This window comes from Sphingomonas sp. MMS12-HWE2-04 (assembly GCF_044881185.1).
Classification (GTDB): Bacteria; Pseudomonadota; Alphaproteobacteria; order Sphingomonadales; family Sphingomonadaceae; genus Sphingomonas.
The window spans coordinates 1,509,340-1,532,020 of sequence record NZ_CP173254.1 but is presented as its reverse complement, the minus strand read 5'-3'; the positions used below and the strand labels follow the sequence as shown (position 1 = coordinate 1,532,020).

Sequence of the window (22,681 nt, the reverse complement as noted above, 5' to 3'; positions counted from 1 at the left end):
AAGGCGCGGTTATCGCTATTGCGAGTGGGTTGCAATTGATTTTGTGCACCGCGTCACGGCAACTTTGCGCGATCGGGCTCCACGAATTGCCGCCGCGCAGCGACCGAGGAGAGGCGAGCCTTGCTGTAGAAACGGAGCGGCCAATCGCGCCGCCCGGCCGGCGAGGCGAGCAAAGCGTTGACGCGGGCAACCAGCGTCTCTTCCTGCGCGCATCGCAAAAAAGCTCGAATCCCGGCGACATAACTGCGGGTGATCGTCGCATGATAACCGCCGCTATCGTCGTTCACGGTGCCGACGCTTTCGTTGAAGCGTGCAATAATCCCCCCAATCTCCGCATCCACATCGACGTCCGGGCGCTCGCTCAGGAGATAGAGGCTGGCGGCGAGATGGGCCTCGTGGGTCCATTCTTCCTTGCCGAGCCGGCACGCCAGCAACCCTTCACCGAGATGGATGATCTCGGCATCGGTCGCGAAACGGCGGGGTTCGAAATCGCTCATCGGCCGGAGTTTAGGTGGGACGGCCGCCTTGTCCAAGCAGCCGGGGATCGCCGACATGTCCGTCTCCCTCTCGACACGGCTGCGGATCAATCCAGGTTAACGTCGTCAGCCGATTGAGCCGACCGGAACTTTGGTCTAGTCCCTCCCAGTGATGTTTCTGAGCCACGTCCGCACGTTCGCATGAGCGCCACGATCGCACTGGTCGATGACGACCGTAACATCCTGACCTCGGTCTCGATCGCCCTCCAGACCGAGGGCTTCATGACCCGCGTCTATTCGGACGGCGAAAGCGCGCTGAAGGCGCTGATCGAGAATCCGCCCGACCTTGCCGTGCTGGACATCAAGATGCCCAAGATGGACGGGCTCGAGCTGCTGCGCCGGCTGCGCGAGAAAAGCGCGATTCCGGTGATCTTCCTCACCAGCAAGGACGACGAACTCGACGAGGCGCTGGGCCTGGCGATGGGCGCGGACGACTATATCGCCAAGCCGTTCAGCCAGCGGCTGCTGATCGCGCGCATCCGCGCGATCCTGCGCCGCACCGAAAGCGCGCAGCCAAGCGCCGAGGGCGAGCCGCAGGAGCCTGCCGAAGCGCTGGAGCGCGGGCGCCTGGTGATGGACCCGGCGCGCCACCGCGTTACCTGGGGCGGATCGAACGTGACGCTGACGGTCACCGAGTTCCTGATCCTCGAGACGCTCGCGCAGCGCCCCGGCATCGTCAAGACGCGCAACCAATTGATGGACGCCGCCTATCAGGACGACATCTATGTCGACGACCGCACGATAGACAGCCACATCAAGCGCGTGCGGCGCAAGTTCCGCCAAGTGGATCCGGAGTTCGACGCGATCGAAACGCTTTATGGCGCCGGATATCGCTTCTCCGACGAATAGCGAGCGCGACCTCGCGCTGCGCTGGTCGAGCCGGATCAGCCTGACGCCGCGCATCCTCGCGGTGAACATCTTCGCGCTCGCGCTGCTCGGCGGCGGCTTCTCCTATCTCGACAGCTATCGCGCCCGCATCGTCGATTATCGCGTCGAGCAGGCAACGCGCGAAGTGCGGCTGATTGCGCAGGCGCTTGCCTCGGCGACCAACGAGCGGCGCAATCTGCTGGTGCTCAGCCTGGCGCGCGACACCGGCAGCCGCATCCGCCTGTTCGACGAGCGTGGCGGGCTGATCGCCGACAGCCGCGAGCTTGGCCTGCGCAACGTCGTTCTGCGCGATCCCGATAAGGATCCGGTGAATCAGGAAGTCGCGCGCTTTCTCGACGCGACGATCGACACCGTCGCCGGCACCGATCGCGTGCCGCTCTATCGCGAGCGCGCACCCAATAAGGGGCTCGACTGGCCCGATGTGCGCGTCGCGCGGGCAACGCATGGCACGCCGGCGACGGTGTGGCGCGCCCCCGATCGCACGCCGGTGATCACCGCCGCCGCGCCGATCACCGGGCTTGGCGTGGTGATGACCATGGTCAATGCGCGCGACATCACCCAGACGGTGCGCGTCGAACGGCTTCGGCTGGGCGTCGTGCTGCTGGCGGTCACGATCGCATCAATCCTGCTCTCGTTGTTCCTCGCGCGGACGATCGTGCGGCCGCTGCGGCTGCTGGCGCGCGCGGCGGTGCGCGTGCGGCTGGGGCGCGCGCGCGAAGTGGTGGTGCCGCGTTTGCCGGAACGCAGCGACGAGATCGGCCTGCTCGCCCGCGCGCTCTCCGACATGACCCAGGCACTGCGCGCGCGGATCGACGCCACCGAAGGCTTCGCCGCCGACGTCACCCATGAGCTCAAGAACCCCCTCGCCTCGCTGCGCTCCGCCGTCGACGGCCTGTCGCGCGTCAAGGATCCCGAGCTCCAGGCGCGGCTGCTGGCGATCGTGCAGGACGACGTCCATCGGCTCGACCGGCTGATCACCGATATTTCAGAGGCGTCGCGGCTCGATGCCCAGCTGAGCCGCGCGACGTTCGAACAAGTCGATGTCGGCGAGATGATCGCCGCGTTGATCCTCCAGCGCGAGGAACGCGGAGTCGCAAACGCGGTGCGATTGCGCTTCGACCGTCGCGCCGGCGAGACGCTGCGCGTGCTGGGCGAAGGCGGCCGGCTGGAGCGCGTGTTCGAGAACCTGATCGAAAACGCAATTTCCTTCTCGCCTGGCGGCGGGCTGGTCACGGTCGCGGCCTATAATGAGCGGGACACGCTGGTGGTGCGCGTCGACGATGAAGGCCCCGGCGTTCCCGAAGAGGCGCGCGAGGCGATCTTCCGGCGCTTCCACTCGGTGCGCCCGGCGAGCGAGGCGTTCGGCCAGCATTCAGGACTGGGCCTTGCCATCGCGCGCACCATCGTCGAAGGCCATCAGGGAAGCATATCGGTGGAAGCACGGGAGGACAGATTGGGCGGTGCTCAATTCGTGGTGCGGCTTCCGCTGGTGGAGCGCGACGGGTGAGCCGGCGCGCGCCCAAGAACATCCTGCTCGTCACCGGCATGTCCGGCGCGGGCAAGTCGACCGTGCTGCGCACGCTCGAGGATCTCGGCTGGGAAGTCGTCGACAACCTCCCCCTGCTGCTGCTCAACCGGCTGCTCGATACCCCGCCCGGCGAAGGCGCCGACGGCGATGACCAGCGCCCGCTGGCGATCGGGATCAGCACCCAGACGCGCGGCTTCGACGCCGAGAGCATCGTGCGCCGCATCAAGAAGTTGAGCGAAGACGGCCATCATGTTGGCACGCTGTTCCTCGAATGTGCGGGCGCCGAGCTGGAGCGCCGCTATTCGGAGACGCGGCGGCGGCACCCGCTGGCACAGGACCGCCCGGCGAGCGACGGCATCGCCCGCGAACGCGAGCTGCTCAACCCGCTGAAGCGCTGGTCCAACCGCCTGCTCGACACCACCACCCTGACCGCGAACGATCTCGCCCAGCAGATCCGCTCGAGCTTCGCGATTCCCCATGTCAGCGGAACGGTGCTCACCATCGCCTCGTTCGGATTCGCGCGCGGGCTGCCGCGCGACGCGGACCTGGTGTTCGACATGCGGTTCCTGCGCAACCCGCATTGGGTGGATACGCTGCGCCCGGGCACCGGCAGGGATGCCGATGTCTCGGCCTATATCGCCGACGATCCCGCTTATGGACAGGCAATGGCGCAGATCGAGGGGCTGCTGCTGCTGCTGCTGCCGCGCTATCAGGCTGAAGGAAAAGCATATGTTACCGTCGCCTTCGGGTGTACGGGGGGCCGCCATCGTTCGGTTCATGTCGCCGAGCGGATGGCCCGGCGGTTGCGCGAGGAGGGATTTTCGCTCACGGTGACGCACCGCGATTTGCAGACCGCGCCGCAGGACTCGCTGGAAGGGGCCCCGGTGACCATATGAAGGGGCGGAGTTAGGAATGATCGGTTTGGTGCTCGTGACGCACGGACGACTCGCCGAGGAGTTCGTTGTCGCGATGGAGCATGTGGTGGGCAAGCAGGAGCGGATCGAATCGATCTGCATCGGCCCCGATGACGATATGGAAAGCCGCCGCGCGGACATCGCCGCGGCGATCGCACGCGTCGACGAAGGCCGCGGCGTGATCGTGCTGAGCGACCTGTTCGGCGGGACGCCGTCGAACCTGGCAATCTCGCTGATGAATGCGGGCAAGATCGAAGTGATCGCGGGGATCAACCTGCCGATGCTGATCCGCCTGGGCAGCGCGCGCAAGACGATGAAGGTGACCGAAGCGGTCGCCGCCGCGCGCGACGCGGGCCGCAAATACATCACCATCGCGTCCGAGGTGCTTGGCGAGGCCGCCGCGTGAGCCGCTGCAGCCAGACGGTCACGATCGAGAACCGCCGCGGGCTGCACGCCCGGGCGAGCATGGCGTTCGTCACGCTGGCGAGCAGCCAGACCGTCGAGCTCACCGTCGAGAAGGACGGATCGAGCGCCTCGGGCACCTCGATCCTCGACCTGATGATGCTCGGCGCGGCGCGCGGCGACACGATCACGATCAGCGCCGACGGCGACGGCGCCGAGGGCGCGGTGCAAGCGCTGGTCGAACTGGTCGAGGCGCGCTTCGGCGAGGAATAGCCCTTCCGCGTGCGACCGGCTAAGGGCGGGCAATGCCTCGCGAGATAACCGCCTTTTCGAACCCCCTCATCAAGCGCGTGCGCAATCTGCGCGACAAGAAGCATCGCCGCGAGGAAGGGCTGTTCCTGGCCGAGGGGCTGCGCATCTTGACCGAGGCGCGCGAGGCCGGACGGGTCCCCGAATATCTCTTCTATTCGAAGGAAAGCGCGGGGCACGAGCTGGTCCGCGCGCTGGTCGTTGCGACCGAGCGCGCCGGCGGCGAGGCGATCGAGACCAATGCCGATATTCTCTCCAAGCTTTCGGGCAAGGACAATCCGGGCGCAGTGGTCGGCGTCTATCCCGAATTCACCCGGCGGCTCGACTCGCTCGATCGCATGGCCTCGCCGATCTGGCTGGTTGCCGAGCGGCTGCGCGATCCGGGCAATCTCGGCACGATCCTGCGGACCGGCGATGCGGTGGGCGCTGGCGGGCTGATCCTGCTCGACGATTGCGTCGACCCCTTCTCGGTCGAGGCAGTACGCGCGAGCATGGGGGCACTGTTCACGGTGCCGGTGGCGCGGGCGAGCTGGGACGAATTCGTGCTGTGGCTGCGCGCCGGGGCGGGCGAGCTGGTTGGGCTCAGCCTTGATACCGAGCATGATTACAAGGCGCCAGCCTATCAGGCGCCGACCTTCCTGCTCACCGGCAACGAGGCACAGGGCATGCCCGATTTCATGGCCACCGAGTGCGACCTGCTCGTCAAGATCCCCATGCTCGGCAAGGCCGACAGCCTCAACGCCGCCGTCGCCACCGCGGTGATGGCCTATGAAGTGCTCAGCCAGCATCGCAGCTGAACGCCAGCTTTTCGTTACGGCCATGTTCGGTTCAGCCGCGAAGAGGCAACGCGGCCGGCGAAGGAGTTTCCCGATGCGTGCTTCGCTTATCGCCCTTGCCGCCACGCTGACGCTTGCCGGCATGCCCGCCCAGGCCCAGTCCGACGCCCAGCCTTATCGCGCGGCGGGCAACGAGCCCTTCTGGACGCTGACGATCGGCGCGCGAACGATGCAGTTCGAAGCGCCCGGCCGCCAGCCGGTGCGCGTCGCGACGCCCCGTGTGATCCACGGCTTTGCCGGCGAGATGTGGCAGACGCGGCGAGTCGACGTGAATAGCGTCCACCAGCGCTGCAACGACGGAATGCGGGGCGAGGCCTATGCCGATACGGTAACCGTGAAGGTCGATGGCCGGGTGTACAAGGGCTGTGGCGGCGAACCCGTCGCCTCCCCCGCCCCCGCCTCGCTACTCGAAGGTAGCTGGACCATCCAGTCGATCGGCGGGCGCCCACCTCTGCGCGGCACCCATCCCAGCGTCGAGTTCCGCGGCGATCGGATCAGCGGCGACAGCGGGTGCAACCGCTTTTCGGGCAGCTATCGCTTCGTGCGCGGCCGGCTGACGACGGGTCCGCTCGCCAGCACGCGCCGCGCCTGTGTGGGAGGTGGCGCGAATGCGCAAGAACAGCGGCTGCTTCGCCTGATCGGCCAGCGGCTGAGCGTGAGCAGCAATCGCGGGGGCAAGCTGGTGGTCACCGCAGCGAACGGCCAGACGCTGGTGCTGGCCCGCCGCTGACACGCATCAGCTCCTGGGCTTGGCGCGCTGTTCCTTGAGATAGGCGAGCTCGGCAAGCACGGCTTCGTCGCCGGGGACGAGTTCGAGACACTTGTTGAACAGCGCCTCGGCCTCGTCATAGCGGCCGAGTTCGACCAGGTTGTAGGCCATGCCGAACCAGGCGCGGCGCAGCGACTTCTTCCGTTGCTCGAGGTCCTGGCGCTTCGCGGCGTCGGCGGCCTTGGCGTAGGTGTCGTACGAGACCTGCCATTTCTTCTGCGACTGATAGGCATAGCCGAGCTCGGAGAGATAATGGGCGTGGAGCGGCGAGAGCGCGGCGGCACGCTCGAGATAGGGCACGGCTTCGTCGAGCTTGTCGACATCGATCAGCGCGAACCCCTTGGCCCATAGCGCAATGCACCAGCCGCTATCGACCAGGCGCGCCGCACTGCCGCCGGGCAGTTGCGCATAGGCGGCGGTCTCGGCGCGCGCGGTGTCGCACAGCATCGTCCGCTTCTCGCCGGCATAGAGGCTGGCATAGTCGGCGAGCAGCGGATCGAGCACGGCAAGCGCCTTTTGCGGCTCTTTGGACTGGATCGCTGTGACCGCCTCGGCGAGCTTGGCATTGCGCGCGTCTTCGCCTGGATCGGCGGTTTGCGCCGCAGCAGTGGCAAGCGGCGCGGCCGCGAGCAGAAGCGCGAGTGCGAAGTTCATGACGTCCCCCCCGAGTCGCCGACGAGGCTATCGCCCCCCGAGGCGCATTCCAAGCGCGAGATCGGTCGGGCGCTGCAAACCGGCGCGGAGCCGCCAATCTGGCGCAAAGACAAGTTGCACACATCCCAAAATTTGATGCAGCATTGGATCAGTTCCACCACCGCGTACCCATAATATCTCGACGAAGGTATCGCGCACATGGCATCGAAACTGACGATATCGTCAATCGCCACCTCGGCACTCGTCGTGGCGGTCGGGAACACCATCTTCGTCACGGGGCGTTTTTCAACCGATCTGGCGGCCTGGATCATCGATCTGGCCTGCATATGCCTGTTGATCGGCTGCATAGGCAAGGCGATCAACGATCGTTGGAGCGGAGTGCTGGTCAGCCCGCGCAACCGCATCAGCCTGTCGAAGCTTCAGATGACCGCGTGGACCGTGCTCGTGCTCTCGGCGCTGGTCACGGCAGCAGCGCACAATCTCCTCATCGGCGATGGCGCCAACGCACTCGACATCGTCATCGACCCGAACCTGCTGATCGTCATGGGTATCTCGACCACGTCGCTGGTCGCCTCGCCGGCGATCCTGTCGCTCAAGGAAGCGGGCAGCCCTGCGGCATTGGCCCGCAGAGCTGCGGCAGAAGACGCGAGTTGGCTCGATCTGTTCCGCGGCGACCTCGCCGAGACGGCAGACACGCCCGATCTGTCGAAGATCCAGCAATTCCTCGTCTCGCTGGTGGTGATTGGTACCTATGCCATATTGATCGGCGCCGAGTTCATCAGCCTGGGCCGTGCCGGCCGCTTTGCCAATTTTCCAGCGCTCAGCGACCAGGTCGTCTGGCTGATCGGTATAAGCCATGCCGGATATATTGCCTCCAAGGCGGCGCAGACCCCGTCGCCAGCCTTGGCACGAATGGGCACCCCGAGGCCGAACCTTTCGGCCCCGGAGCCTAACCCGCCCGGAAGCTGACCTCTATTCGGCCGCCTGCGCGGCATCGTCGACAAGCGCGGCGGGCAGCAATTCCACGCCCGGCGCCTTGGCGACGACGTCGACGGACTCCACGGCAGCGAGTTCGGCATTGCCCGTATCGACGTTGAGCGCCTGGAAGCGGCGGGCGGAGACGAGCACGCGGCCCTCGAAGCTCGCGACGAACTTGTTGTAGTTGTCGACCGCGCTGTTGAGCCCGCCGCCGACCCGTTTGAGGTGCGTCGCAGCGGTGGCAAGGCGCTCGTACATTTCCTTGCCCAGCTTGCCGACTTCGCGCGCGTCCTCGGTGAGCTTCTGCTGGCGCCACATCGAAGCGACGGTGCGCGCCAGCGGCAGGAAGGCCGAGGGACCGGCGATAATCACGCGATTGCGCGCGGCCCGCTCCCAGAGCTCCATGTCGACCTCGAGCGCGCTCGACAGGAAATTGTCGCCGGGAATGTACATGATGACGAAATCCGGAGCCTTTTCGAACTGCGCCCAATAGGCTTTGCGGGACAGCGCCTCGGCGTGGTTGCGGACGGCGCGGGCATGCGCGAGCAGCGCAGCCTGACGATCCTCTGCCGAGGTGGCTTCCGCAGCCGTCATATAGGCATCGAGCACGCACTTCACATCGACGATGAGCTGCTGGTCGCCCGGCAGGCGAATGATGAAATCGGGACGCAGCGCGCCGTCCTCGGTCGCTACCGACACTTCCGCCGCGAAATCGACATGGCCGGAAAGGCCCGCAATTTCGATGAGGTTCCGAAACTGCTGCTCGCCCCAGCGACCGCGCGTCTTGGGCGCGGCGCGCAGCGCGTTGACCAGCTTGGCAGTCTCGGTGCGGGTCTCGCCGAGTTGCGTCTTCACTTCGGTGATCGCCTCGCGCAACACGCCATAGCTGTCGTTGCGGTCCTTCTCGACGCGCTGCAGGCCCTCCTCATAGCGCTTGAGCGTGGTTTCCACCGGCTGGAGCAGTGCCTTCAGCTTCTCGTCATTCTTCTCGCCGGCCTGGTTGAACCGCGCTTCGGCACGTTCGAGAAACGCCTTTTGCGTCTCGCCGAGCATCGTCGTGGCGGCTTCGCGGAACTGGCCGGTCATCGCGTCGCGCGCCGCCTTGAACTCGGCGAGCCGCTCCTCAAAGGCATCGGCCTTGGCGCGAAGTTCGGTCAGCTGGAGGCGCGCGGTGTCCCGCTCGTCGCGGAGGCCGTCGACAGCCTCGCGCAGCGCCGGGACTTCGCGGGCACGCTCCTCGGCCAGGACGAGGTCGGAGATTGCCGTCTTGAAGTCGTTCTCGCGCCGGTCGCGATCGGCGCGCGCCTGCGCAACGCCGCGCGATCCGAGGAACCAGCCGAGCGCGATGCCGCCGAGCAGGCCAATGACGATCAAGATGAGAGCGAGCGAGTCCAACCTAGCCTCCTGGAACAGAAAGCGAACTTACCGGCTGCCGACGATAGTGGCAACCGCATTCGACTGGATCAGGCGGCGGCGCGGCGCGCCTTGTTGAGCTTCTTGAGGATCATGTCGCGCTTCAGGCGCGAGAGGTGATCGATGAACACGATGCCCTGGAGATGGTCCATCTCGTGCTGGATGCAAGTGGCGAGCAGGCCCTCGAAGACCTCGTCATGCGCCGCGCCCGTCTCGTCGAGCCATTTCACGCGGCATTCCGCGGGGCGTTCGACATCGGCGAACTGCTCGGGGATCGACAGGCAACCCTCGGTATAGACCGAGAATTCGTCGGCGGGATCGAGAATCTCGGGATTGATGAAGACGCGCGGATGCCGGATCGGCTTGCCCTCCTCGTCCTCTTCCTCCTGCAGGTCCATCACGATCACCCGCTTGGGGACGCCGACCTGGATCGCGGCAAGGCCGATGCCCGGCGCGTCGTACATCGTATCGAACATGTCGGCGATCAGATCGCGCAACTCGTCGGTAACCTCCGCAACGGGTTCGGAGATCAGCCGCAGGCGCGGATCGGGGACTTCGACGATGGGAAGGATGGCCATGGACTAAATTTAGGAAAATCCGCGCCCTACTGCAAGGAGGGGAATGCTCAGGCGACCGGGCGGCGCGCGCGCAGCGCCTGGGCGAGCGTCCCTTCGTCGAGATAATCTAGCTCGCCACCCACCGGCAGGCCGTGCGCGAGCTGGGTGACGCGGACCGGAAACTGCTCGATCCGCTCGGCGATATAATGCGCGGTGGTCTGCCCCTCGAGCGTAGCGTTCATCGCGAGCACGACTTCGTCGATCCCGCCGGCAGCGATGCGGCGGACGAGCCCGTCGACGCGCAGATCCTCGGGGCGCACGCCCTCGAGCGCCGAGAGCCGCCCCCCGAGCACATGGAACTTGCCGGGAAACAGCCGCGCGCGATCGAGCGCCCAGAGGTCGGCGACTTCCTCGACGACGCAGAGCGACCGCAGATCCCGGCGCGGATCGGCGCAGATCGCGCAGGGATCGGCGGTGTCGACATTGCCGCAGATGCTGCAGGTGCTGAGGTTGCGGCTGACGGCGCCCAAGACGGCGAGCAGCGGATCGAGCGCAGTCTCGCGCTTCTTGAGCAAATGGAGCACCGCGCGGCGGGCGGAACGCGGGCCGAGGCCAGGCAGCCGCGACAGGGCCTGGGTCAGTGCTTCGATCTCGGGAGAGGCCATTGCCACGACATAGGGGCTTGCACATGCCGCTGCCAAGCGGTTGAGGAGACGCCATGCGTATCGTCTTCATGGGAACGCCCGAATTCGCCGTGCCGGTGCTCGATGCGCTGGTCGAGGCGGGGCACGAGATCGTCGCGGCCTATAGCCAGCCGCCGCGGCGGGGGAACCGCGGCAAGACCGCCCCCTCGCCGGTCCACGCCCGCGCCGAGGCGCTGGGGATCGCAGTGCGCACGCCTCTGTCCTTCCGCAAGGAGCCGCGGGCGCTCACCGATTTCGCCGCGCTGGACGCGGAGGTAGCGGTGGTTGCTGCGTATGGATTGATCCTGCCCCAGGCCGTGCTCGACGCACCCCGGCTCGGCTGCCTCAATGTCCATGGCTCGCTGCTGCCGCGCTGGCGGGGCGCGGCGCCAATCCAGCGCGCGATCCTGGCCGGCGATGCCGAGACCGGCGTCGGCATCATGCAGATGGAGGCTGGGCTCGACACCGGGCCGGTGCGGCTCGAGGGTCGCACCCCGATCGGCGACAAGACCGCAGGCGCGCTCACCGCCGAGTTGAGCGCGCTGGGCGCGCGGCTGATGGTGCAGGTGCTCGGCGATATCGACGCCTATCCGGCGTCGGCGCAGCCCGAGGACGGCGTGACCTATGCCACCAAGATCGACAAGGCCGAGGCGCGGCTCGATTTTACGCGGCCTGCCGAAGCGGTCGAGCGCCAGGTGCGCGCGTTCAACCCCGCGCCGGGGGCGTTCTTCGAGTTCCAGGGCGAGCGGTTCCGCGTCCATGCGGCCGAAGCCGTCTCCGGCACTGGAGATCCCGGCATGGTGCTCGACGATCGGCTTGCGATCGCATGTGAACACGGCGCGATCCGCCCGCTCCGCGTCCAGCGCGCGGGACGTGGCGTCATGACGGCGGAGGAATTGCTCCGCGGCTTCGCGATCCCGGCAGGAAGCCAGCTTTGACGCGGTTCGCGCTGACCATCGAATATGACGGGCGGCCGTTCATGGGCTGGCAGCGCCAGAACCATGGGCCGAGCATCCAGCAGGCCGTTGAAGAGGCGGCGTTCGCGGTCACCGGCGAGACAGTGGTGGTCCATGCCGCCGGGCGCACCGATGCGGGCGTCCATGCCAGCGGAATGCGGGCGCATCTCGACATCGGCCGGCCGATCAGCGCGTTCCGGCTGATGGAGGCATTGAACGCGCGGGTGCGGCCCCACCCGGTGGCGATCGTGGATTGCGTCGAAGTGCCCGACGACTGGCACGCCCGCTTCTCGTGCCTTGCACGCCATTATGAATATCGCATCGTCAACCGACGCGCGCCGCTGACCTGGGAAAAGGGGCTCGCCTGGCGGATCGCCGCCGAGCTCGACGCCGAGGCGATGCACGCGGCAGCACAGGCGCTGGTCGGACAGCACGACTTCACGACTTTTCGCTCGGTCCATTGCCAGTCGGCGAGCCCGCTCAAGTCGCTCGACCGGCTCGACGTGACCCGCGAGGGCAATCGGCTACTGGTCCGCGCATCGGCACGCTCGTTCCTGCATCACCAGGTGCGCTCGATGGTCGGCTGCCTGGCGCTGGTCGGCGACGGCAAATGGGCCGTCAGTGACGTCGCCCGCGCACTGGAAGCGCGCGACCGTGCGGCGCTGGGGCTCAACGCGCCCTCGGACGGGCTCTACTTCCTGCGCGCCGATTATCCCTGACGACTGAACTTGGCAGCCAGCTCGACATGCGTCGACCAGCGGAATTGCCCGACCGGCTGGATCCAATCCAGCCGGTAGCCACCTTTACACAAAGTCTCGGCATCGCGCGCAAAGGTGCTGGGATTGCAGGATACATAGGCAATAACCGGCGCGGTTGAGGCTGCAATCTCGCCGACCTGTTCGCGCGCGCCGGCGCGGGGTGGATCGAGGACGACCGCGCCGAAATTGGCGAGTTCCTTTGCCGTCACCGGCCGACGAAACAGGTCACGATGATCGGCAAAGACCGCGCGTCCGGCCTGACCGGCTGCGGCCTTGAGCGCGAACAGAGCATCACGCGCCGCTTCCGCGGCGTAGACCTTGGCGCGCGGGAAGGCGAAGGTGAAGGTACCGAGCCCGGCGAACAGATCGGCGACCGTGAGCACACTGCCGACCGCTTCCCGCACCGTGGCGACCAGCGCGTCTTCGCCCTCGGGCGTCGCCTGGAGGAAGCTGCCAGCGGGAAACGGCACCGCCACACCGCCCAGCGTCACCGTTACCGGATCAGGCTCCCAACGCGACGTAGCACCGAAACCTTCGTCGATCGAAAAGCGCGCGAGCTTGTGACGCTGGGCGAAGGCGGTGATCGCTTCGGCGGCGGCCAGCCCCGCAGCGTCGAGCCCGTCGATCAGCACGTCAGCGCCGACATCGGTCTGGGCGAGATGGACGTTGATCCGGCGGTTGCCCGGGATCAGCGCGGCGAGCAGACCGCGCAACGGCGCGACCAGTGCGAACAATTCGGGCGCGAGCACCCAGCATTCCTCGAGATCGACGAGATTGTGGGTACCCTGCCCGGTAAACCCCATGCGCACCTGGCGCCCGCGCCGCTCGGCATGGAGCGTCGCCCGGCGACGGGTGCGCGGCGGGGAAAGAAGGGGCACGCGGATCTCGGCGTCGAGCCCCTGCGCGGCGAGCGCCCCAGCGACGCGATCGGTGATGAACTGGCCCCAGCTGGCATCGTCGAGATGCTGGAGCTGGCAACCGCCGCATTGGGGAAAGTGCTTGCACGGCGGCGCCTGGTGATGCGGTCCGGGCAGCACCGTGCCGTCGGCGGTCAGCCTGTCACCCGGGGCGGCGAAAGCAGCGTGGCGGCCATCGGCGGTGACGCCGTCGCCCCGCGCGGCCACGCGCACGATCTCGTCACTTACAGGCATTCGTCGATCGCTTCCGGAATATGGGGAATGAGGTCGTCGGCAATCAGCGCCGGGCCGGCGTGGCGCGCGGCGCGGGCATGGAGCCAGGTCGCCGCAGCCGCGGGCGCAACGCCCTTCCCGCCCTGAATTACCTGCGCTGCGACAAGCCCGGCGAGCACGTCGCCGGTCCCCGCGGTCGAAAGCCAGGGCGAGGCGCCAGCGAGGATGCGGACATCGCCCTTGGGCGAAGCGATCACGGTATCGGCACCCTTGTGGACGATCGTCGCATGGGCATCGGCGGCGGCAGCGAGGGTACGCGTGATCTTGTCGCCTTCGCCGGCGAACATCCGGTCGAACTCGCCGGCATGCGGGGTAAGCCAGGTCGGGGCGGCGCGGGTGCGCAGCCGCGCGGCCCCGCTGGATCCGAGCAGTGTCAGCGCATCGCCGTCGACGACGAGCGGCTTGGCCGAATCGAGCGCGACTTGGGTGAACGCCTCGGCACGCCGATCGCGCCCGAGCCCGGGCCCGAGCACGACAGCGTCGATCCGCTCCCAATCGAGGAATTCGGCGAGATCCTGGGGCAGCGCGATGCCGCGGCGGACCAGCGCGTCGGGGCCGCCGCTCCATGGCTCGGTGCCAGCGAGCACGACATAGCCCGCTCCGCCCGCCATTGCCGCGCGCGCCGCGAGCCGAGCCGCGCCGGGCATCGCACCCTCGATCACGGCGACCAGGCCGCGGCTGTATTTGTGGCTGTGCTGGCCGGGCCGTTCGAGGCTGGGCCGCGCGACGGTGCGCCAGCGCGTGTCCACGGGAATACCGATATCGGCGAGCACCACCTTGCCGCAGCGCTCCAGCCCGCAATCGAGGAGGTGGCCTGGCTTGAGCGCGCCCAGCGCCACCGTCAGGTCGATCCCGCGCGGGGCGCCGAGATCGGCGCCGGTGTCGCTGTCGATCCCTGAGGGCATATCGATCGCCAGGGCAAACTCGGCCTGGGCGACAAGATCGGCGAACACTGCCGCCAGCCCGCGCTCGAGCGGGCGGACAAGGCCGGTGCCGAACAGTCCGTCGATCAGCACCGGGCGCGGGCGTGCGGCATAAAGCGAGCTGGTCGGGCCGTGCCATTGCGCCTGCATCCGTTCGGCCGCCCCCGGCTTGGGCGCGCCGGTGGCGACGAGCACGACGTCATGGCCCGATGCCTTCAAAAGCCGTGCCGCGACATAGGCATCGCCGCCATTGTTGCCAGGGCCTGCGAGGATCAGGATCGGCCGGCCAAGCGCAAACCGCGCCGCCTCGCGCGCGACCGCGGCGCCGGCGCGTTCCATCGCTTCGTCTTGCGAAACACCGCTGCGAAACACCGCCTCCTCCGCCGCCCGCATTGCGGCGGCGGTAACAATGGGGGCATCGGCGACGGTCATTGCGGCGCCTTGGGCTGGCGGACCGTTGCAGGCAAGCGGTAGCGCGCCTCGCCCAGCGCGACTTCGATCAGATCGGTGCCGATCGGGCGCACCACCGCCTGCTCGGCGCCATCCGCGGCGATGACGCCGCGCCCGTCACTGGTGACGAGCAGGCGGCGAAACCCACCATCGGGATGGCGCAGCGTGAGGAACAGGCCGTCCTGCGTCTTGGTGCGCTCGATCGCGCAGACATAGCCATAGGCGGGCGCGCCGGGAGGCACGCACTCGATCTTGCCTTCCAATTCGGCGATCGCGCGCTCGCCACGCACCTTGCGCGCTTCGGCCGGCTTGTCGGGCAATTGCGTGCCGCATGCCCCGAGGAGCAGCGGCACGAACAGGCAGGATGGGACCGAGAAGCGCTTCTCAGATGTCCGCGTAGACATGGCGTTCGGCGCTGGCTCCCGGATGTGTCACCGCGCCCTTATAGGCCGGCCCCACATTTCGGGAATAGCGCCAGAGCGCGCCCGACTGATAGTCGTTGACGCGCGGCTGCCACTTGGCGCGCCGCTCGGCGAGCACGTTTTCGGGAACGTCGAGATCGATCGTGCCGGCTTCGGCGTCGATCTTGATGATGTCGCCATCCTGGACCAGCGCGATAGGGCCGCCTTCGGCCGCTTCGGGTCCGACATGGCCGATGCAGAAGCCGCGCGTGCCGCCCGAGAAGCGGCCATCGGTGATCAGCGCGACCTTCTCGCCGAGGCCGAGGCCATAGAGCGCGGCGGTGGTCGAGAGCATCTCGCGCATGCCGGGGCCACCCTTGGGGCCTTCATAGCGGATGATCAGCACTTCGCCTTCGTTGATCTCGCGATTCTCGACGGCCTGGAAGCATTCCTCCTCGCAGTCGAAGCAGCGCGCCGGCCCCTCGAACTGGAGGCGATGCATGCCGGCGACCTTCACGATCGCGCCGTCGGGCGCCAGGCTGCCGCGCAGGCCGACGACGCCGCCGGTGGGCGTCAGCGGCGTCTTGACGTCATAAATGACCTTCTGGTCGGGGTTCCAGGTAACCTGGTCGATATTCTCGGCGAGCGTCTTGCCCGAGACGGTCATGCAGTCGCCATGGAGGAAGCCGCCAGCGAGCAGCGTCTTCATCAGCATATAGACCCCGCCAGCCTCATACATGTCCTTCGCGACATAGCGGCCGCCGGGCTTCAAGTCGGCGATATAGGGCGTCGTCTTGAAGATCTCGGCGACGTCGAACAGGTCGAAATCGATCCCGGCCTCGTGCGCCATGGCTGGCAGATGCAGCGCGCCGTTGGTCGAGCCGCCGGTGGCGGCGACCACGCGCGCGGCATTCTCGAACGCCTCGCGCGTGCAGATATCGCGCGGGCGCAAGTTTCGCGCGATTAGATCCATCACTTGGACCCCGGCCGCGTGCGCCACCTGCTCACGGCTCGTATAAGGTGCAGGCGCCATGTTGCTGTTCGGCAAGGACAAACCAATCGCCTCGGCAACGCAGGCCATCGTGTTGGCGGTATATTGGCCGCCACAGGCACCGGCACCGGGACAGGCAACCTTTTCGAGTTCATGGACTTCGGAGAGCGGGCACGTTCCGGCAGCATAGCGGCCGACGACCTCGAACACGTCGACCACGGTGACGTCACGCCCATGGAAACGGCCGGGCAGGATCGAGCCGCCATAGACGAAGATCGACGGCACGTTGAGGCGGAGCATCGCCATCATCATGCCGGGGAGCGACTTGTCGCAGCCGGCAAAGGTGACGAGCGCGTCATAGCAATGGCCGCGGACACTGAGTTCGACCGAATTGGCGATGACCTCGCGGCTGATCAGCGAGGATTTCATCCCCTGATGGCCCATCGCAATGCCATCGGTGACGGTGATCGTATTGAACCGGCGCGGCAGCCCGCCCGCGGCGATCACGCCCTGGCGGGCGACATCGGCCTGCGCGTCAAGGGTGATGTTGCACGGCGCGCTGTCGTTACCCGCCGAGGCGACGCCGACGAACGGCTTGGCGATGTCCTCCTCGGGAATGCCCATCGCGTAATAATAGCTGCGATGCGGGGCACGCTCGGGGCCGACGGAAACATGGCGGCTGGGAAGCTTGGACTTGTCGAATGTCTGGGTCATGGTGCGACAGGCCATTGCGCAAACGCCGCGATCTACGCAAGACTATTGCGCAAACTTTTTGTCATCCCTGCTAAAATCGCGCTCCACCGCGCCACCCCGGCGGCGTCCGTGATCCGATCATTGCGGACCTCGATCGCTACAGATGGGATGCCGTTCCCCTCTGCGTGGCGATTGAGCGTCGCGTTGAGCAGGCGCCCCGAATAGGGTTCGTTGTCGCCGGTCACCAGCCCCTGCCCGCGCAGCCAATCGATCGCAGGATGCGCGGCGCGCGCGTCGCGATTGTACAGCACGCCTACCTCCCAGGGGCGATCGCTGCCGTCCTGCTCTAGACGCGGGGTAAAGCTGTGGATCGAGAGGATGAGCTTGGGCCGTTGCGCGCGGATGCGGCGGGCGAGAAGGCGGTGATAGGGCGCGTGGAAGCGCGCGATCCGCGCGGCGCGATCGACGCTTGCGTTGCCGGGGATCCAGTGGCCGTCGCTCCGATGCGGGATCAACCCGAGATGATCGGGCTCTCGGTGGAGATCGATCACCAGCCGCGACACGGTGGCGAGAATCGCAGGCGCGTCGAGGCTGGCGGCAAGGCGGCGAGTCAGCGGCCCGGCTCCGATGTCGACGGCGATGTGAAGATCTAGCAGCGCGGGATCGATCCCGAGATCGATATCCGGCGGCACTAGATTGGAGGCGTGATCACAAAGCAGCAGAATATCCTGCTGCTTTCCCTCGATAATTTCCGATACTTCAGACATAGGCTGCACGGCGCCGCGCGCGAAAAGCCGCGAGCCCTTCGGCAAACTCACCGCCACCAAAGCAATCGTCAAAGGCCTGGTCGAGCCCCTCGCCACCGCGGAGCGTGCGCTTGAGCAGCCGCACCGCGCCGGGAGCGTTGTCGGCGATGTTCGCGGCCAGGCCCTGTGCCGTCTCGCCGGCGCGCTTGGCGCGAAGCTCGACAAGCCCGACGCGCTTGGCCTCCTCGGCGGTCAGCCGGTCGCCGGTGAACAGCATCAGCGCCGCGGTCCCGCGCCCGACCTGGTTGATCAGCCGCGCGACGTCCTCCTGCGGGTAGCCGAGGCCGAGCTTGGCAGGGGTAGTAGCGAATTCGGCCTTGTCGCCGGCGACGCGAATGTCGGCCGCCAGGATCAGCGCGACCGCGGCGCCGAAGCAGCCGCCATCGACCGCCGCAATCACCGGCATCGGCAGCGCGGCAACCGCCTCGATCGCGGTGCGCATCGCGGTGCGGAAGCGCGGACGGAGCGCCGGATCGGCCTGGAGCTGCTCGAATTCGCGGACATCGGCACCCGCGGAGAAGATGCCAGCGACGTCGGAGCGGAGGATCACCGCACGGGCATCGCCGACCGCCTGTGTAGCAGCGGCGAGCGCGTCCCAGGCCTCGATCGGCAGGGCATTGCGGGCTTCGGGACGCGCCAGCGCTATCGTGGCGACAGGTCCATCATGCGCGAGGCGGATCATGTGACGGCTCTGCCCGATCGGGCAGAGCCTGTCACGCTGTGACGCGCCGAGACGGGCCACGCGCGGACGTTCGGCTCCTGGCGAATGATCCGCGCCGCCGGAATAACGCCGCGACGGTCAATGCACGCTTTCGCGAAATGGTAAATTTCACAGCAGCCTTGTCGGCTGGACCCACCAGCCGGGCCGCGCGACGCGCGCCGCGGCCGCGTCGCACGAGGCCTCGCTGTCGAACAGCGCGAAGCAGGTCGCCCCCGATCCCGACATGCGCGCGAGCGTCACGCCAGGCTGGGCGGCGAGCGCGTCGAGCACGTCGTCGATCTCCGGGGCGAGCGTTCGTGCAGGCGGTTCGAGGTCGTTGCGGCCTTCCAGCGCGACATCGAGCACGTTCCCGGTGCCGATCCCGCCGCGATCGACCCCATCCCAGCGCTCGAACACCGCCGCAGTCGAGACGCCGACGCCCGGATTGACCAGCAGCACCGGCGTGCCGGCGATCCCCGCGACCGGCGCGAGCTGCTCGCCCCTGCCCCGCCCCAGCGCGGTGCGCTCGAGCAGGCAGGCGGGGACGTCCGAACCCAGCGCGTCGGCGATGGCGAACAGCCGCGGATCATCGCGCGCGACGCCATGAAGCCGGGCCAGCGCGCGCAAGGTTGCCGCGGCATCGGCCGAGCCGCCGCCGATGCCCGAGGCGACCGGCAGCCGCTTGTCGAGCAGGATCGCGTGCGCTCCGCCGCCAAACGCCTCGGCAAAGCGCGCCGCAGCGCGCGTGACGAGATTGTCACCCTCGCCGCTAAGCGCCGCGCCGAACGGACCGGTGATCGTCAGCCCTGGGGCCTCGGCCGGCGTCACGTCGACGACATCCCCATGGTCGACGAACGCGAACAGCGTCTCGAGCTCGTGATAGCCGTCTGGGCGGCGCGCGCGGACATGGAGCGCCAGATTGAGCTTGGCGTGGGCGATCTCGATCATCAGTTCGACTGCAGGCCCCCGGCAAGCTTGCCCGCGATCCGCGCCGTCGCATCGCCTTCGGCTCCAATCGCGGCGGCACGCCAGGCATAGCGCGCCTCATAGCGGCGCCCGAGGCGCCAATAGGCGTCGCCGAGATGTTCGTTGACCTGCGCGCCGCCCGGATCGGCCTTGGCCGCGCGTTCGAGCAAGGGCAGCGCGCGGGCGACGTCGCCGCGGCGATAATAGGCCCAGGCGAGCGAGTTGGAAATGTCGGCATCCTCGGGGCGGAGCTTGCTGGCACGTTCGAGCAGTTGCTGCGCTTCCTCGAGCGCCTCGCCGCGCAGGACCAGCGCATAGCCGAGATAGCGCAGCGGCGCTGCCTCGTCAGGCGCGAGCGCGACGGCGCGGCGCAGTGCCGGGAGGGCGGCAGCCCAATTGCCGGCGCGATCATAGGCGCGGCCCTGGAGATAGTGGAGTTTCCAGCTGCCAGCTTCGCCCGCCAGGCCCAGCGCGCGGCCATAAGCAGCGGCGGCTTCGTCATTGCGGCCAAGGTCACCGAGAAGCGCGCCATAAAGCTCGGCGCCGTCGCGGCTCGCGCCCTTGCCCTCGGCCAGCGCGCGGGCGGCCACGGCTGCCGCTTCGCCCTGGCCGGCCCGCTGGAGCACGCCGATGCGGGCCGCGCCCGCCTCCCGCGCGACCGGGCTGTCCCGGCCAATTTCGCCGAGCAGGCCGAGCGCGAGATCCGCCGCGCCGTCCTGCGACAGGGCCTCGGCAAGGAGCAGCCGGGCGCGGTCCTCCTCGGGATCGAGCAGCAAGGCCGCCCGGCCGAGCAGGATCGACAGCGCCTGCATGTCTTCGCCGGCAATGTCGCCGGCAAGCTGGACGAACAGCCGAGATCCGCCAAAGGCGGCGCTCGCGCGTGCCTTGCCGAGCTGGCGCAGCGACTGGTCGGTGCCGGCGAGCAACGCGCGCGCAGGATCGCGCTTGCCCGAGCCGGCCAGCAACATGGCAGCGTCAATGCGCAGATCGGTGTCCGGCTCGGCGGTCAGCGACGGCGCCAGCGCGACGACCGCCTCACTCGATCGGCCCGAGGCGATGAGCAGCAGGGCGCGATGGCGCTCGGTATAGCGGCGGGCAAGCGCGCTGCCCTTAGCCTGATCGAGCTGGGCGACGGCATCCTCGCCGCGATCATAGGCAAGCCAGCCGCGCAGCCCGGGTGCGAGGAAATCGAGCGGGCCGCTGGCGATCCGGTCGACCGCAGCATTCGCCCCGGCAAGATTCCGGGCGTGGACCGCAATCGCAAAGGCGAGGATCGCGGTGTCGGGCGGTGCCATGCCGGCGCGCACCATCACCGCGGCGGCGCGGCTGGCGAGCGAATAATCGCCCACCGTCAACGCTTGCCGATAGGCGCGCATCGCGACGATCTGATCGTCGGGTGCCGCTGCCAGCGCGCGGGCATAGCCCTGCGCCGCGGCCTGCGCCGAGCCCGCCGCATCGGCGGCACGGGCGCGGACATAGGCAGCGGGATCGCCCTGCGCCCAGGCCGGCGCCGAGAGCACCAGCGCCAGCGCGGCGCTACATGTTCGGATAATTGGGACCGCCGCCACCTTCGGGAACCACCCAGTTGATATTCTGGGTCGGGTCTTTGATGTCGCAGGTCTTGCAGTGCACGCAATTCTGCGCGTTGATCTGGAACCGCAGATCATCGCCTTCCCCTACGACTTCATATACGCCGGCCGGACAGTAACGCTGCGCGGGCTCGGCGTACACCGGCAGATTGTAGTCGATCGGGATATCGGGGTCCTTCAGCGTCAGATGGACCGGCTGATCCTCCTCGTGATTGGTGTTCGAGATGAACACCGAGGAGAGGCGATCGAAGGTCAGCACACCGTCGGGCTTGGGATAGTCGATCGGCTTGGCCGCGCTGGCGTGCCACAGGCTCTCATGATCGGGATGATGCTTCATCGTGAAGGGCCAGCGCAGCCCGGCCAGTTCCATCCACATCGCCACGCCGGCGAGCACGGTGCCCCAGGTATCGCCGAACTTCTTGACCAGCGGCGCCACGTTGCGGACGCCGCGCAGCTCCTTCTCGACCCAGCTCGTCTTGTACGCCTCGGTATAGGCGGTCAGTTCGTCGCTGGTCCGCCCGGCCTTGACCGCGGCGAAGGCTGCCTCGGCGGCCATCATGCCGGACTTCATCGCCGTATGCGTGCCCTTGATCCGCGGCACGTTGAGGAAGCCCGCGGTGTCGCCGATCAGCGCCGCGCCGGGCATCACCAGCTTGGGCACTGCCTGCCAGCCGCCATCGCTGATCGCGCGGGCGCCGTAGGAGACGCGCTTGCCGCCGCCCAAGATCTTGGCGATCTCCGGATGCGTCTTCCAGCGCTGCATCTCGTGGAACGGCGAGAGATAGGGGTTCTTGTAGTTGAGCCAGACGACGAAGCCCAAGGCGACCTGGCCGTCGGCCTGGTGATAGAGGAAGCCCCCGCCATTGGCCTCGCCTTCCTGGAGCGGCCAGCCCTGGGTGTGGATCACCTTGCCGGGAACGTGCTTGGCCGGATCCACGTCCCACAATTCCTTGATGCCGATGCCGTAGATCTGCGGCTGGGCATCGCGGCACAGGTCGAACTGGCGCTGGAGCTGCTTGGTCAGATGCCCGCGCACGCCCTCGGCGAAGAAGGTGTATTTCGCATGGAGCTCGAGCCCGGGCTGGTAGTCGGGCTTGTGGGTGCCATCCCGCGCGACGCCCATGTCGCCGGTGGCGACGCCCTTCACGCTGCCATCGTCGTTGTAGAGGATCTCTGCCGCGGCGAAGCCGGGGAAGATCTCGACGCCGAGTTCTTCGGCGCGGCTCGCCAGCCAGCGACAAAAATTGCCGAGCGAGCCGGTATAGGTGCCCTTGTTGTGGAGATAGGGCGGGGTCAGGAATTCGGGAAGCTCGACTTGCCCTTCTCGCTGAGGATCCAGTGATGGTTTTCGGTCACCGGGGTGCGTGCCAGCGGGCAATCCTGGTTGCGCCAATTGGGCAAAAGCTCGTCGAGCCCCCGCGGATCTACCACCGCGCCCGATAGGATATGCGCGCCGACCTCCGAACCCTTTTCCAGGATGCACACCGAGAGCTCGCTCCCGGCCTCCGAAGCCAGTTGCTTGAGCCGGATCGCCGCGGAAAGACCCGAAGGGCCCGCGCCGACGATCACGACGTCATAGGGCATCGACTCCCGTTCACTCATTGCAAATCCTCGTCAAATCTCGTTTGAAGACGCCGCGCACGCTTGTCGTCGCGCTTCCGCAACGGTCCATCCGGCCGGGGATGGAGGCAGATTGACCGCGGCGTCAACTAGGATTTGAATAACGGGTATGGGGGCGGAACCGATCCACGACTGGCAGAAGATCGCGGCGAGCGCGCTCGACTGGTGGTG

At 67.6% G+C, this 22,681-nt stretch carries 23 protein-coding genes and 1 pseudogene; 10 read left to right on the top strand and 14 right to left on the bottom strand.

The window, feature by feature from the left end:
• Positions 1-53: 53 nt before the first annotated feature.
• A complete protein-coding gene (locus AB2M62_RS06870) occupies positions 54-554 on the bottom strand; it encodes a hypothetical protein (protein ID WP_404338778.1) in 501 nt (166 codons plus the stop codon).
• A gap of 123 nt (positions 555-677) precedes the next feature.
• Here AB2M62_RS06870 and AB2M62_RS06865 point away from each other — a divergent pair, with 123 nt between their 5' ends.
• The 7 genes from AB2M62_RS06865 to AB2M62_RS06835 all read left to right on the top strand — a co-directional run bounded on the left by AB2M62_RS06865 (position 678) and on the right by AB2M62_RS06835 (position 6,143).
• Positions 678-1,385 carry a response regulator gene (locus tag AB2M62_RS06865; protein WP_404338776.1) on the top strand — a complete coding sequence of 236 codons (708 nt, stop codon included), beginning with the start codon at positions 678-680 and terminating at the stop codon, positions 1,383-1,385.
• Positions 1,354-2,931: a stimulus-sensing domain-containing protein gene (locus AB2M62_RS06860; protein ID WP_404338774.1), complete on the top strand. Its 1,578-nt coding sequence runs from the start codon at positions 1,354-1,356 to the stop codon at positions 2,929-2,931. The genes AB2M62_RS06865 and AB2M62_RS06860 overlap by 32 nt, the downstream gene beginning before the upstream one ends.
• Positions 2,928-3,848 (top strand): RNase adapter RapZ, encoded by a 921-nt coding sequence (rapZ, locus tag AB2M62_RS06855; RefSeq protein WP_404338772.1) that lies wholly within the window; start codon positions 2,928-2,930, stop codon positions 3,846-3,848. Before AB2M62_RS06860 ends, rapZ begins: the two co-directional genes overlap by 4 nt.
• Positions 3,849-3,864: 16 nt before the next feature.
• Positions 3,865-4,272: a PTS sugar transporter subunit IIA gene (locus AB2M62_RS06850; protein ID WP_404338770.1), complete on the top strand. Its 408-nt coding sequence runs from the start codon at positions 3,865-3,867 to the stop codon at positions 4,270-4,272.
• The gene (locus AB2M62_RS06845; protein WP_404338768.1) at positions 4,269-4,541 is read left to right on the top strand and encodes an HPr family phosphocarrier protein; all 273 of its coding nucleotides are present in this window, start codon (positions 4,269-4,271) and stop codon (positions 4,539-4,541) included. Before AB2M62_RS06850 ends, AB2M62_RS06845 begins: the two co-directional genes overlap by 4 nt.
• Before the next feature lie 32 nt (positions 4,542-4,573).
• Positions 4,574-5,374, top strand: coding sequence for a TrmH family RNA methyltransferase (locus tag AB2M62_RS06840; protein ID WP_404338766.1), 801 nt, complete (start codon positions 4,574-4,576; stop codon positions 5,372-5,374).
• A 73-nt stretch (positions 5,375-5,447) separates the two neighbouring features.
• Positions 5,448-6,143 carry an META domain-containing protein gene (locus tag AB2M62_RS06835; protein ID WP_404338764.1) on the top strand — a complete coding sequence of 232 codons (696 nt, stop codon included), beginning with the start codon at positions 5,448-5,450 and terminating at the stop codon, positions 6,141-6,143.
• 6 nt (positions 6,144-6,149) lie between these two features.
• Here AB2M62_RS06835 and AB2M62_RS06830 read toward each other — a convergent pair whose 3' ends face one another.
• Positions 6,150-6,836, bottom strand: coding sequence for a tetratricopeptide repeat protein (locus tag AB2M62_RS06830; protein WP_404338762.1), 687 nt, complete (start codon positions 6,834-6,836; stop codon positions 6,150-6,152).
• 198 nt (positions 6,837-7,034) lie between these two features.
• On the opposite strand from AB2M62_RS06830, the gene AB2M62_RS06825 reads away from it, so the two are divergent.
• Entirely contained in the window at positions 7,035-7,805 is a 771-nt protein-coding gene (locus tag AB2M62_RS06825) for a hypothetical protein (protein WP_404338760.1), read from the top strand.
• 3 nt (positions 7,806-7,808) lie between these two features.
• Here the strand turns inward: AB2M62_RS06825 and rmuC are convergent, their stop codons facing one another.
• From rmuC to recR, 3 genes are all read right to left on the bottom strand, one after another.
• Positions 7,809-9,209, bottom strand: coding sequence for a DNA recombination protein RmuC (gene rmuC, locus AB2M62_RS06820; protein WP_404338757.1), 1,401 nt, complete (start codon positions 9,207-9,209; stop codon positions 7,809-7,811).
• Positions 9,210-9,277: 68 nt separating this feature from the next.
• Positions 9,278-9,805, bottom strand: coding sequence for a peptide deformylase (gene def, locus AB2M62_RS06815; RefSeq protein ID WP_404338755.1), 528 nt, complete (start codon positions 9,803-9,805; stop codon positions 9,278-9,280).
• A 47-nt stretch (positions 9,806-9,852) separates the two neighbouring features.
• Positions 9,853-10,449 (bottom strand): recombination mediator RecR, encoded by a 597-nt coding sequence (gene recR / locus AB2M62_RS06810; protein ID WP_404338753.1) that lies wholly within the window; start codon positions 10,447-10,449, stop codon positions 9,853-9,855.
• Positions 10,450-10,502: 53 nt separating this feature from the next.
• On the opposite strand from recR, the gene fmt reads away from it, so the two are divergent.
• On the top strand, positions 10,503-11,405 hold the full coding sequence (gene fmt, locus AB2M62_RS06805; protein WP_404338751.1) for a methionyl-tRNA formyltransferase: 903 nt from the start codon (positions 10,503-10,505) through the stop codon (positions 11,403-11,405).
• On the top strand, positions 11,402-12,142 hold the full coding sequence (truA, locus tag AB2M62_RS06800) for a tRNA pseudouridine(38-40) synthase TruA (RefSeq protein ID WP_404338749.1): 741 nt from the start codon (positions 11,402-11,404) through the stop codon (positions 12,140-12,142). The genes fmt and truA overlap by 4 nt, the downstream gene beginning before the upstream one ends.
• Here the strand turns inward: truA and AB2M62_RS06795 are convergent.
• From AB2M62_RS06795 to AB2M62_RS06755, 9 genes and pseudogenes are all read right to left on the bottom strand, one after another.
• A complete protein-coding gene (locus AB2M62_RS06795) occupies positions 12,133-13,332 on the bottom strand; it encodes a class I SAM-dependent RNA methyltransferase (protein ID WP_404338747.1) in 1,200 nt (399 codons plus the stop codon). The two genes, truA and AB2M62_RS06795, sit on opposite strands and share 10 nt — an antisense overlap.
• Entirely contained in the window at positions 13,323-14,726 is a 1,404-nt protein-coding gene (locus AB2M62_RS06790) for an NAD(P)H-hydrate dehydratase (protein ID WP_404338745.1), read from the bottom strand. Before AB2M62_RS06790 ends, AB2M62_RS06795 begins: the two co-directional genes overlap by 10 nt.
• The gene (locus tag AB2M62_RS06785) at positions 14,723-15,148 is read right to left on the bottom strand and encodes a hypothetical protein (protein WP_404338743.1); all 426 of its coding nucleotides are present in this window, start codon (positions 15,146-15,148) and stop codon (positions 14,723-14,725) included. The genes AB2M62_RS06790 and AB2M62_RS06785 overlap by 4 nt, the downstream gene beginning before the upstream one ends.
• A complete protein-coding gene (gene ilvD, locus AB2M62_RS06780; protein ID WP_404338741.1) occupies positions 15,129-16,850 on the bottom strand; it encodes a dihydroxy-acid dehydratase in 1,722 nt (573 codons plus the stop codon). The genes AB2M62_RS06785 and ilvD overlap by 20 nt, the downstream gene beginning before the upstream one ends.
• A 32-nt stretch (positions 16,851-16,882) precedes the next feature.
• Positions 16,883-17,596 (bottom strand): N-formylglutamate amidohydrolase, encoded by a 714-nt coding sequence (locus tag AB2M62_RS06775; RefSeq protein WP_404338739.1) that lies wholly within the window; start codon positions 17,594-17,596, stop codon positions 16,883-16,885.
• Entirely contained in the window at positions 17,589-18,317 is a 729-nt protein-coding gene (locus AB2M62_RS06770) for an enoyl-CoA hydratase/isomerase family protein (protein WP_404338737.1), read from the bottom strand. Before AB2M62_RS06770 ends, AB2M62_RS06775 begins: the two co-directional genes overlap by 8 nt.
• Positions 18,318-18,464: 147 nt before the next feature.
• Positions 18,465-19,286, bottom strand: coding sequence for a 4-(cytidine 5'-diphospho)-2-C-methyl-D-erythritol kinase (locus AB2M62_RS06765; RefSeq protein ID WP_404339837.1), 822 nt, complete (start codon positions 19,284-19,286; stop codon positions 18,465-18,467).
• Complete coding sequence (locus tag AB2M62_RS06760) at positions 19,283-20,869, bottom strand: tetratricopeptide repeat protein (protein ID WP_404338735.1); 1,587 nt, start codon at positions 20,867-20,869, stop codon at positions 19,283-19,285. Before AB2M62_RS06760 ends, AB2M62_RS06765 begins: the two co-directional genes overlap by 4 nt.
• Positions 20,838-22,492: pseudogene (locus AB2M62_RS06755) on the bottom strand (electron transfer flavoprotein-ubiquinone oxidoreductase). Before AB2M62_RS06755 ends, AB2M62_RS06760 begins: the two are co-directional and overlap by 32 nt.
• Between the last annotated feature and the right edge of the window lie 189 nt (positions 22,493-22,681).

Bases quoted from the DNA above. Each gene is read 5' to 3' on its own strand.
- AB2M62_RS06870 (WP_404338778.1), bottom strand. From the start codon at position 554: ATGTCGGCGATCCCCGGCTGCTTGGACAAGGCGGCCGTCCCACCTAAA.
- AB2M62_RS06865 (WP_404338776.1), top strand. From the start codon at position 678: ATGAGCGCCACGATCGCACTGGTCGATGACGACCGTAACATCCTGACC.
- AB2M62_RS06860 (WP_404338774.1), top strand. From the start codon at position 1,354: ATGGCGCCGGATATCGCTTCTCCGACGAATAGCGAGCGCGACCTCGCG.
- AB2M62_RS06850 (WP_404338770.1), top strand. From the start codon at position 3,865: ATGATCGGTTTGGTGCTCGTGACGCACGGACGACTCGCCGAGGAGTTC.
- AB2M62_RS06840 (WP_404338766.1), top strand. From the start codon at position 4,574: ATGCCTCGCGAGATAACCGCCTTTTCGAACCCCCTCATCAAGCGCGTG.
- AB2M62_RS06835 (WP_404338764.1), top strand. From the start codon at position 5,448: ATGCGTGCTTCGCTTATCGCCCTTGCCGCCACGCTGACGCTTGCCGGC.
- AB2M62_RS06830 (WP_404338762.1), bottom strand. From the start codon at position 6,836: ATGAACTTCGCACTCGCGCTTCTGCTCGCGGCCGCGCCGCTTGCCACT.
- AB2M62_RS06825 (WP_404338760.1), top strand. From the start codon at position 7,035: ATGGCATCGAAACTGACGATATCGTCAATCGCCACCTCGGCACTCGTC.
- def (WP_404338755.1), bottom strand. From the start codon at position 9,805: ATGGCCATCCTTCCCATCGTCGAAGTCCCCGATCCGCGCCTGCGGCTG.
- recR (WP_404338753.1), bottom strand. From the start codon at position 10,449: ATGGCCTCTCCCGAGATCGAAGCACTGACCCAGGCCCTGTCGCGGCTG.
- fmt (WP_404338751.1), top strand. From the start codon at position 10,503: ATGCGTATCGTCTTCATGGGAACGCCCGAATTCGCCGTGCCGGTGCTC.
- AB2M62_RS06795 (WP_404338747.1), bottom strand. From the start codon at position 13,332: ATGCCTGTAAGTGACGAGATCGTGCGCGTGGCCGCGCGGGGCGACGGC.
- AB2M62_RS06790 (WP_404338745.1), bottom strand. From the start codon at position 14,726: ATGACCGTCGCCGATGCCCCCATTGTTACCGCCGCCGCAATGCGGGCG.
- AB2M62_RS06785 (WP_404338743.1), bottom strand. From the start codon at position 15,148: ATGTCTACGCGGACATCTGAGAAGCGCTTCTCGGTCCCATCCTGCCTG.
- ilvD (WP_404338741.1), bottom strand. From the start codon at position 16,850: ATGACCCAGACATTCGACAAGTCCAAGCTTCCCAGCCGCCATGTTTCC.
- AB2M62_RS06775 (WP_404338739.1), bottom strand. From the start codon at position 17,596: ATGTCTGAAGTATCGGAAATTATCGAGGGAAAGCAGCAGGATATTCTG.
- AB2M62_RS06770 (WP_404338737.1), bottom strand. From the start codon at position 18,317: ATGATCCGCCTCGCGCATGATGGACCTGTCGCCACGATAGCGCTGGCG.